This window comes from Kitasatospora sp. NPDC101176 (assembly GCF_044768035.1).
Lineage (GTDB): Bacteria > Actinomycetota > Actinomycetes > Streptomycetales > Streptomycetaceae > Kitasatospora.
Genome location: NZ_JBIWPA010000003.1, coordinates 46,497 through 56,030 on the forward strand (window position 1 = coordinate 46,497; position 9,534 = coordinate 56,030).

8 protein-coding genes and 1 pseudogene are annotated in these 9,534 nt (G+C 70.9%); 7 read left to right on the forward strand and 2 right to left on the reverse strand.

Annotation, left to right across the window (positions count from 1 at the left end):
* Positions 1-165: 165 nt before the first annotated feature.
* Positions 166-1,998: a hypothetical protein gene (locus tag ACIRS1_RS05405; RefSeq protein WP_402836975.1), complete on the forward strand. Its 1,833-nt coding sequence runs from the start codon at positions 166-168 to the stop codon at positions 1,996-1,998.
* Positions 1,999-2,440: 442 nt separating this feature from the next.
* The gene (locus tag ACIRS1_RS05410) at positions 2,441-2,857 is read left to right on the forward strand and encodes a hypothetical protein (RefSeq protein WP_402836977.1); all 417 of its coding nucleotides are present in this window, start codon (positions 2,441-2,443) and stop codon (positions 2,855-2,857) included.
* A 95-nt stretch (positions 2,858-2,952) separates the two neighbouring features.
* On the opposite strand, the gene ACIRS1_RS05415 is transcribed toward ACIRS1_RS05410, so the two are convergent.
* Positions 2,953-5,001 carry a transglycosylase domain-containing protein gene (locus ACIRS1_RS05415; protein WP_402836979.1) on the reverse strand — a complete coding sequence of 683 codons (2,049 nt, stop codon included), beginning with the start codon at positions 4,999-5,001 and terminating at the stop codon, positions 2,953-2,955.
* Between the two features lie 67 nt (positions 5,002-5,068).
* Positions 5,069-5,632: a Pvc16 family protein gene (locus ACIRS1_RS05420; RefSeq protein ID WP_402836981.1), complete on the reverse strand. Its 564-nt coding sequence runs from the start codon at positions 5,630-5,632 to the stop codon at positions 5,069-5,071.
* A gap of 216 nt (positions 5,633-5,848) precedes the next feature.
* On the opposite strand from ACIRS1_RS05420, the gene ACIRS1_RS05425 reads away from it, so the two are divergent.
* The 5 genes and pseudogenes from ACIRS1_RS05425 to ACIRS1_RS05445 form a co-directional block, all read left to right on the forward strand.
* The gene (locus tag ACIRS1_RS05425) at positions 5,849-7,366 is read left to right on the forward strand and encodes a phage tail sheath family protein (protein ID WP_402836983.1); all 1,518 of its coding nucleotides are present in this window, start codon (positions 5,849-5,851) and stop codon (positions 7,364-7,366) included.
* Between the two features lie 74 nt (positions 7,367-7,440).
* On the forward strand, positions 7,441-7,899 hold the full coding sequence (locus ACIRS1_RS05430; RefSeq protein ID WP_402836984.1) for a phage tail protein: 459 nt from the start codon (positions 7,441-7,443) through the stop codon (positions 7,897-7,899).
* Positions 7,896-8,303 (forward strand): hypothetical protein, encoded by a 408-nt coding sequence (locus ACIRS1_RS05435; RefSeq protein ID WP_402836986.1) that lies wholly within the window; start codon positions 7,896-7,898, stop codon positions 8,301-8,303. Before ACIRS1_RS05430 ends, ACIRS1_RS05435 begins: the two co-directional genes overlap by 4 nt.
* Positions 8,300-8,458 carry a DUF6760 family protein gene (locus tag ACIRS1_RS05440; RefSeq protein ID WP_402837731.1) on the forward strand — a complete coding sequence of 53 codons (159 nt, stop codon included), beginning with the start codon at positions 8,300-8,302 and terminating at the stop codon, positions 8,456-8,458. The genes ACIRS1_RS05435 and ACIRS1_RS05440 overlap by 4 nt, the downstream gene beginning before the upstream one ends.
* Before the next feature lie 30 nt (positions 8,459-8,488).
* Positions 8,489-9,534 (forward strand): annotated as a pseudogene (locus tag ACIRS1_RS05445) (hypothetical protein); the annotation flags it as partial.

The following is a 9,534-nucleotide window of genomic DNA, read 5'->3' on the forward strand; positions in this document are numbered from 1 at the left end:
GAGGCACACTCCGCATTCCACCCACGCCCTAGAGTTCAAGCACGCGAGAAAGATCGGGGCTCGATCCGGAAACTCCCCCAAGCCCTGCCCAGGGCCAGACCAATGGGAATCGATCGATCCACCCGGACACGTTCATGGTGAAATTTCCACACAGGGAGACTACGAGTGTTCGATTACCAGGATGACTTCAAATGGGACACCCTCGACCATGCCTTCAGGTCCGATGAGATCAAGGCTCTCATCCTCGACGAAATCGATAGCCAGAACACGCTGATTGAAGCCGCTGTCACATGGGACGGCCTCGCAGCCTGGATCGAGGATCGGATTCAGAATATCTCCCACGAGGAGTGGACCAACTCGCTGAACAACCTCGGGTACCTGGCACAGCAGGAGCTCGGCAGGGATGTCACGGCATTCATGAACCTATGGAATTCATGGACCCATGAATATGTCCGCGAGATGGAAGGCGACTTCCTCCAAAGCACCGAGGACGGCTACGGGACGTCGGAGAACAGCGACGGCTACGGCTTCGAAACGTCCGATTCCAACTTCTACGACTACACCACCGAGGGACGACGCTCCTCCCTCGACAGCGACGATGCCGGTTCAGACTCCGACGATTCGTTCGGCTCTGAAGACGCCGGTTCGGGCTCGTACAGCGATGACGACGAGGTCGCCGGTATCGGGCTCGACGAACATGATCTCGAGATCGAGGCCGAGGTCTCCATCGGGGTCTCCGGCGAGGTCAAGGGCTCCGGCGAGGTCGAGGGCTCCGGCGCCGGCTCCGGCTCCGGCCCCGGCGAGGTCGAGGGCTCCGGCCCTGGCTCCGGCGAGGTCGAGGGCTCCGGCCCTGGCTCCGGCGAGGTCGAGGGCTCCGGCTCCGGCTCCGGCGAGGTCGAGGGCTCCGGCTCCGGCGAGGTCGAGGGCTCCGGCTCCGGCTCCGGCGAGGTCAAAGATTCCGATGAGTCGCCCGCCGACAGCTCCGACGAGATCGATTCCGATGGGCCGCCCGCCGACAGCTCCGACGAGGAGTCAGAAGCAGGCCTTTTCGAGAGGACCCGGAGGCGTATCGCCGACAAGGCCCTGGAGGAGCTGCACATCCCAGCCGCCACCGGGAAGGTCGGGGATAGCTCCTCATCCCTTGGGGACACCAAGGTCACGGGGCCGGCTCACCACGTCGGCGACCTTAAGGAAATGGATCCAGCATACATCGAATTCGACAAGAAGTCCGTTGTCTATTTCGATCGCGGCACCATCGAGAGCCGCAAGGTGGTCCGAGAGGGAGACGTTCTCACGGTAGGCGGGATTGCACTGGCCGACGGATATTACGGCTGGGTGCTCGACGGCAGCGACAACCTCTTCGTTTTCAGCGACCAGGTGGCGGCGTTCACCGATCAGTCGACCCAGGATCCGAACCTGGCAGCCTTTGCGAACCAGGGACTCACGTGGGCCGATTTCTCGGCCGACAAGGCACCTAAAGTCAGATTCATGATTCGGCACAGCAGCAGCGCCGACGGCATGCCGGTCCGGGGAGCCGGGATGTGTGAGATTTCCAAGAAATATGTGAAGACGGAATCAGGCCACGCCACCATCCAGTACATCGTTTCGATTGACCCGTCGAGCGGTCACTACAAGCCATTCGAGCACAATCTGTCAGACAGTGCAGCCTTCCTCACCGAGCATGGCTTCCTTTGGGGGGATGCCTCCGTGAACTACGGCGGCAAGTACCGCGACGGATCCAAGGCCGGCCGGACTTACACCGAGGAGGCCCGGAAGGTTCAGGCAGCCGTCGGCCTTGCCAATGGTGTCGTACCCGAGGTAGCCCAGATGCACGTCCACGATGTGGCCGCCGCAAAGATCCGCGATGCCGCCGTAGCGAGGGTCGAGCGCAGGGCGATGGGACCTGCAGCGGAATCCACGTTCCGCGAGCTGGGGAATGCCGTCATCGCAATTAATCGGATCGAGAACCTGAAGGGGGATGAGGACGAGAAGGACTAGGGGGTCACCAGATTTCCCGGCACCACTTCCGCCACCTGATGATGCTTCGCTTCGGAGATCCCGCCTTGGCGATTCCTCCGGCAGACATCTGACGGATCAGCGAGGAAGGGGGCCCTGGCGCCCTCTTCCTCGCCATCGGTTTGGCGGCTGGCCCGCGTTGCTCCCTTTCTGCGGCAACGCGGGCCTCTTCGTTCCTTGGCGAGCCGCCTGATGCTGACACCATTGCGATCCGGGCGTGACCGGCCGAGCGAACCGTCCACGGACTCCCCGACGTGCTCGATCCCGACGAGAGCCTTCGGGGCGAGACATCGACGAACAGCCGCCGGGACACGGATGTTACGGCCACGATGTTCACAGCCGCCGGTTCGGCAACGACCTGTACCTGCATGTCAACGGTGCGCCGCTCCCTCAGGCGGCGCTGACGATCTGGAAGGAACCGACAGTGTCGATCGACGAGGAGACAGCCGGACTGGTGACCGAGTTCCTCAGCCCTCCCCCCTGCGGGGTCGACGGCCCGGAGTGTTCCCGGGTCCTCACCGACCGCATCAGGGAGGTCAGCAAGGACCTCGGCCGGCTGGTGTTCGAGGATCCGGACTGGTGGGACGCCTACGGGATCCGGGACATCCGGCGCGGTCTGGACGACTGGCTCGACGACGACACCGCCGGGGAACTGGCGAAGCGGGCGCATGCCCTGGACGAGCACCGCGGGGAGGCCGCGTACTGGCCGTTCATCGAGTACTGCTGCGGGCTGGTGCACACCCGGGCGAGCGACCGGCCCGGAGGAACGGGATCCGGACGGGCGCCCTGGGACAACGGCCGCGTCCTGACCGGCCATCCGGGGAGCCGCCGGTCCCACTGACCGAGGAGTCCGCGTACTGTTCGGGCCCCGCACCACTTGTGGTGCGGGGCCCGAACAGTACGCGGCCCCGGGTCCGGCCGCCGTCGCGCCTTCCGTCAGTTCAGCTGCACGGAGGGCAGCTGGGTGACCGGGGTGCCCTTGAGTGCGGCGGTGAAGGTGTCGCGCCAGATCGGGCCGGCCAGGCCGCCGCCGGAGGCCATCCCCACCCGCTTGCCACCGATGCTCTGCCCGTCCAGGGTGCGCAGCTGGTCGGTGTTGCTGATCGCCACGGCGCCGACCAGCTCCGGGGTGTAGCCGACGAACCAGACCTGCTTGTCGTCGTTGGTGGTGCCGGTCTTGCCTGCGCTGGGGCGGTCGGAGAGCCCGGCCTTGCTGCCGGTGCCGTCGTCGACGACGCCCTTGAGCATGGTGGAGATGGTGTCGGCGGTCTGGCTGCTCATGGCTCGGGTGCACCGGTTGGTGGCGAGCTGGAGCTTCTTGCCGTCGCCCGTGGTGACCGAGCTGATCGCGGTCGGCGTGCAGTAGGTGCCGTGGGCGGCGAAGGCCGCGTAGGCGGCGGCCATCGTGACCGGGCTCTGTTCGTTGGCGCCGAGCACCATCGACGGGACGACGCTGAGCTTGTCCCCGTTGGCGCGGTGCGTCAGGCCGAGCTTGCCGGCCATCGTCGCGACCTGGCACAGGCCGGTGTCGGCCTCCAGGGAGGCGAAGTAGGTGTTGACGGATTCGGCGAGGGCGGGTGCCATCGTGAAGGGGCCGACCAGGGAGGTGCTGTCGTTGTGCACCTGGCCGGAGGCGGGGTAGCGGTGGCCGGCGCAGTCCTTCATGGCCGGCCAGGTCATGCTGTACGGCGAGGGGTAGGAGCGGGAGGGCGGGATGCCCTTGTCCAGGGCCGCCGCGGCGGCGAAGGGTTTGAACGTCGAGCCGGGCTGGAAGCCGAGGCCGCCGCCCATCGCCTTGTCCACGTTGAGGTTGATCTGCGTCTGGTCCTTGCCGGTCCCGTAGGGGCGGCTCTGGCCCATCGCGACGATCTCGCCGGTCCCGGGCCGCACCACCGTCATCGAGGCCGCGGCCTTGTCACTGGCGTAGACGTGGCCGGCCAGCGACTTCTGCAGGGCGGCCTGGGCGTCGGGTTCCAGGGTGGTGTGGATCTGCAGTCCGCCGCGCTTCCACAGCGCGGCGCGGTCGGTGCTGTTCGCGCCGAAGGACGGGTCGCTGAGGACCTCGTGGCGCACGTAGTCGCAGAAGAAGCCCTCGCCGCCCTGGGCGGTGATGCAGCCCTGTTTGGGCTTGGTCACGTCGAGCTGGACGGGGGTGTTCTTCGCCTGGTCGGCCTGGGCCTGGGTGACGGTGCCGTACTGGGCCATCTTGTCCAGGACGGTGTCGCGGCGTTCCTTGGCGTTGTCGGGGTTGATGATCGGGTCGTACCTGGTGGGGGACTGCACGAGTCCGGCCAGCAGGGCGGCCTGCGGGAGGGTGAGGTCGGCGGCGTGGGTGCTGAAGTAGCGCTGGGCGGCGGACTCGATCCCGTAGGCCTGTTCGCCGAAGAAGGTGATGTTGAGGTAGTTGGTGAGGATCTGGTCCTTGGTCAGGGTCTGCTCGACCTTGGTCGCGTACTTGAGCTCCAGGAGCTTGCGGGCGATCGTCTGGGCCTGGGCCGCCCGCACCGCGCTCTGGTCGTCGCCGGCCTGGTCGACGAAGACGTTCTTCACGTACTGCTGGGTGAGCGTCGAGGCGCCCTCGGCGACTCCGCCCTTGATCAGGTTCTCACCGGCCGCCCGGAGGATGCCCTTGGGGTCGATGGCGCCGTGCTGGTAGAAGCGGTTGTCCTCGATGTCGACCAGGGCGGCCTTCATCAGCGGGTTGATCCGGTCGCTCGCCACCACGGTGCGGTCCCGGTCGAAGACGGTGGCGATCACGCCGCCGTCGGCGTCGTAGACGGTGGACGCCTGGGACATCTGCGGGCTGAGCAGGGCCGGGGGCAGGCTGTCGGCCTCGGCCAGCGTGATCTTGGCTCCCAGCCCCAGTCCGCCGACCAGCGGCACGAGCAGCGCGGCCACCACGATGCCGGCCACGCCGCTGGCGCCGGTGAAGCGCCTGAGGCAGGAAAGGAAGGATCCGTCACGGGGACGGCGGGGGTGGGACACGGGTTCTCCTGCGGTCGGGTCGGCTGGTGGGCGGGCCGGCCGCTCGGCCGGCCCGGTGGCGGCGCCGTCAGGACGGCCCGGTGCGCAGGTCCACCCGCAGCGGCGGGCCGTCCACGGGTACGTCCGCCGGGACGAGGTCCGCGGCCAGGACGACCTCCAGGGCCGGTTCCGCCGGCCGCCCCAGCGCGGCCCAGACCTCGGCGAGGCGGCCGGGTGCGCTGTCGGCCGGGGCGACGGTCAGCCGCACCGGCGTGCCGAGGCCGGCGAGCGATCCCGCGCACAGTCCGGCGGGGAGGGTCTCGGTGGCGGCCAGCGCGGTCATCGCCGCCGACAGCAGGGTGAGCCGGCCCTGCGCGGTGGGTGCCCACGCCCAGAGCAGGAAGTGCACGCGGTAGCGGCGCACCGGCGGGCGGCGGGCCACCACCCTGCCGTCGGGGCCGCGTACGTCGCTCCACTCCGCGGAGCGGCCGTGCGGTTCCTCCGCGGTGTGGAAGGGCAGCAGGCCGAGGCCCTCCTCGTGCCCGGACCGGTCGGGGCCGGGGGTGCCCGGTGGCTCGGCGGTGACCGCCGGCGGCCCCGGCGGGGCGGTGCGGAGCAGTGCGGCCAGGGAGGCGGAGGCGTCGGCGAGCATGCGGGCCAGCCTGCCCGGCCCCGTGCTCCGGCGGGGGGCCGCGCGGACGGCCTGCCGGGCCCCGTCCGCCGTCCGTTCGGGCAGGCGCGGGGGCTGCCCGGGGAGGCCGCCGGGGGGATCCGGTGGGCCGCCCGATCGCCGGTGCAGCCCGCACCCCGGCCGCGGCACGATCGCAGGACAGCGACAGTGCCCGCCCCAGCCGTCCCCGGAGGTCCCATGCCCAGCTATCTGTCACCCGGCGTCTACGTCGAAGAGGTCTCGTCCGGCTCCAAGCCCATCGAGGGCGTCGGGACGGCGGTCTGCGCCTTCGTGGGGTTCGCCGCGCAGGGGCCGGTCAACGAGCCGACCCTGGTCACCAACTGGACGCAGTTCTCGCAGACCTTCGGCGAGTTCGTCGACGGCTCGTACCTCGCGCACAGCGTGTACGGCTACTTCCTCAACGGCGGCGGCGCCGCCTACGTGGTCCGGCTGCCCGACCTCCAGCCGGACGAGCCGGCCCGGGCGGCGAGCGCCCAGGTGCCGCCGGTCGGCCCGGGCCGGCGCCCGGCGCTGACCGTGCGCGCGCTGGCGGCAGGGCAGGAGGGCAACGCGCTGAGCGTGGAGTGCTCCGAGCTCTCCGAGGGCGCCTTCCGGCTGGTGGTCAAGCGCAGCGGCCGCCCGGTGGAGGCGCACGACGGGCTGACCGTCGTGGACGGTCCGCGGCAGGTCGCCGACGTGCTGCGCCGCGAGTCGCGGCTGGTCGCGGCCGAGCGGGTGGACCCGGCGGCGGTGCCGGCGGCGGGTGAGGTCCGCCTCATCGGCGGGACGGGTTCCGGTTCCCCGGAGCAGGTCAACCCCGAGGTGTTCATCGGCTCCGCGGCGACCCGCACCGGCATCGCCGGTCTGGAGGCCGTGGACGAGATCACCATGCTGGTCGTCCCGGACCTGATGTCCTGCCACCGCCGGGGTCTGCTGGACCAGGACGGTGTCAAGGCCGTGCAGCTGGCGATGATGGCGCACTGCGAGCTGATGGGCGACCGGGTCGCGGTGCTCGACGCGCCGCAGGGCCTGAACGCCCAGCAGGTGCGCGACTGGCGGGTGGACACCGCCGGCTACGACTCCAAGTACGCCGCGCTGTACTGGCCGTGGCTGAACGTGCTGGACCCGGTCTCCGGGAAGCCCGCCCTGCTGCCGCCGGGCGGTCACGTCGCGGGCGTCTGGGCCCGTAGCGACGACACCCGGGGCGTCCACAAGGCGCCGGCGAACGAGGTGGTGCGCGGCGCGCTCTCGCTCGAGCTCGCGCTGACCCGCGGCGAGCACGACCGGCTGAACCCGCTGGGCGTCAACTGCATCCGGGCCTTCCCCGGCCAGGGCATCCGGATCTGGGGCGCCCGCACGCTCAGCAGCGACCCGGAGTGGCGCTACCTGAACGTCCGGCGGCTGTTCAACTTCATCGAGAAGTCGATCCTCCAGGGCACCAGTTGGGTGGTCTTCGAGCCGAACGACCCGAAGCTGTGGGACTCGGTCAAGCGGACCATCACCATGTTCCTGCGCGGGGTGTGGCGCGACGGCGCGCTCTACGGGACGACCGCGGACAGTGCCTTCTACGTCAAGTGCGACGAGGAGAACAACCCGTCGGACAGCCGTGACCAGGGGGTCCTGACCGTGGAGGTCGGTGTCTCCGCGGTCAAGCCGGCCGAGTTCGTGGTCTTCCGGATCTCGCAGTTCGCGGACGGCTCCTCGCTCGACGAGTAGCCCCGTCCGACTCCCCCTCCCCCTGTCCCGTTTCCGCCGCCCGCGGGTGGCCCACCCACTGAAAGGAGCTCTCCGTGTCCGGACTCGGCCCCCAGCAGGCCCAGGACGCGCTGACCGCAGCACGGTTCTCGATCACCATCGACGGCTACGAGATCGCCTCGTTCTCCGAACTGTCCGGCATCACCACCGAGGTGGAGCCGGTCGACTACCTGGCGTCCTCCGACAAGGAGGTCATCTTCAAGAAGCTGCCGGGCAAGGCGAAGCCGCCCACGGTGGTGCTCAAGCGGGGCAAGACCTCCGGCATGGAGCTGTGGGCCTGGCACCAGACGGTGCTCGCCGGGAACATCGTCGGCGCCCGCAAGAGCTGCTCGCTGGTGATGTACAGCTTCGACGGCAAGCCGGTGGCCCGCTACTACCTGTCGCACGCCTGGCCCGCCAAGCTGGAGATCGGTGCGCTCAAGGCCGGTGCGAGCGAGGTCCTGATGGAGACGGTGACCATCGTCTGCGAGCACATCCAGCGGGTGGCGCCGTGACGGCCCCCGTGCAGCCCGGCGGGCAGGTGGAGGGTCTGTGCTCCGAGTACCCGTTCACGCTCCCGCGCGGTTACGTCGACGGCAGCGGCCAGGTGCACCGTTCGGGTGTCATGCGGCTCGCCACCGCGCGTGACGAGATCGCCCCGCAGTCCGACCACCGGGTCCGTTCCAACCCCGCCTACCTGACCGTGCTGCTGCTGGAGCGCACGGTGGTCTCCCTGGGCTCGCTGCCCGAGGTGGGCGGCTACGTCATCGAGGGCCTCTTCGCCTCGGACCTGGCGTTCCTCCAGGACCTCTACCGGCGGATCAACCAGGAGGGGCACACCGAGGCCGATGTCTCCTGCCCCTCCTGCGGCCACGACTTCACGGTCGACGTGGCCGGTGATGCCCCGGGGGAACGCTGACGTACGCCACCGGGCGCCTCTGGGAAGAGGTCGCCTACGTGGCGTACTACCTCCACTGGTCCTTCGAGTCGATCCTCGACCTCGAACACCCCGTCCGCCGCCGGGTCATCGACGAACTCGGCCGGATCCACCGTCAGTTGGCCGAAGACGACTGACCCCGCCCGCACCCTCTGGAGTCCCCTTCCATGCTCTGGCCCTTCCGCGGCAGGCGCCGCCCGGCCGCGCCCGCCGGTCCCTCCGGTGCCACGCCCCGGGCGTCGGCGCCCGACGGCACCGCCCCGGTCCCCGCACCCGGTGTCGACGCACCGGTGCCGGACCGGGCGGCGCCGCGCGCCCCGGCCGGTCCGCCGGCCTGGACGCGGACGGCCCCGCTGCGGGCCACCTCCACCGGGGTCGGCGCACTCACCGCCGCCCAGCCCCCCGTCACCGCGCGGCCGGTCGGCCCCACGGTGGCGGGCGCGGCGGCGCCGGTCGCCGTGCACCGCCCGATCGGCACGGTCACGGGCCTGACGGCGCCCGTGACCCGGGCCGCGCGGCCGGAGCCGGCATCCGGCCGACCGGAAGGACGGCCGGAAGGGCAGCCGCAGGGGCCGCCGGACTCGGACGGGCAGCGCGGTGCGACGACGCCGCCCGAGTCGGAGCCCTCCGCGCTGCCGCTGACGGGCCGGGCCCGCCGGGCCCGGCCCGTCAGCGGGGCGGCCGGTCGGCGGCAGTCACTGACCACGGCCGACGGGGCGTCCGTGGGCGAGCCCCGGGTGGCCGCCGAGCCCGCCACCCCGGCGTGGATGAGCGGGATGACGGCCGGCGTGGGGATGCCGCTCGACCTGTCCGCCTTCCTGCTGCCCGGTCTGCCGACCGAGGCGGAGGTGTCGGCACCGGAGCCTTCCGCACCGGCGGTACGGCGCGACCTGGTCCGGCCGCCCCGACCGACCCTCGGGCAGAGCCGGCGCCGGGGGCAGGACGAGGACGGCGCCAAGGACCCGGGCACCGGCGGTGCGTCCACCCCGCCACCGGGTACCGCCCCCCACGCACCGGCCCCCCGGACCGCCGGCCCCGCCCCGGACGCCGGGGAATCGCACGCGCTCCGGCAGCACCGCACGCGGGAGCGCCGCACCCCTGCCACCGAACAGCCCTCCCCCGGCTCCGACCCCGAACCCGCCGCCCCGGCCGGCCCTCCCACCGCCGGCCCGGCACTGCCGCACGCCCCGGCCCGGCCCGCCGCGACGGCCCC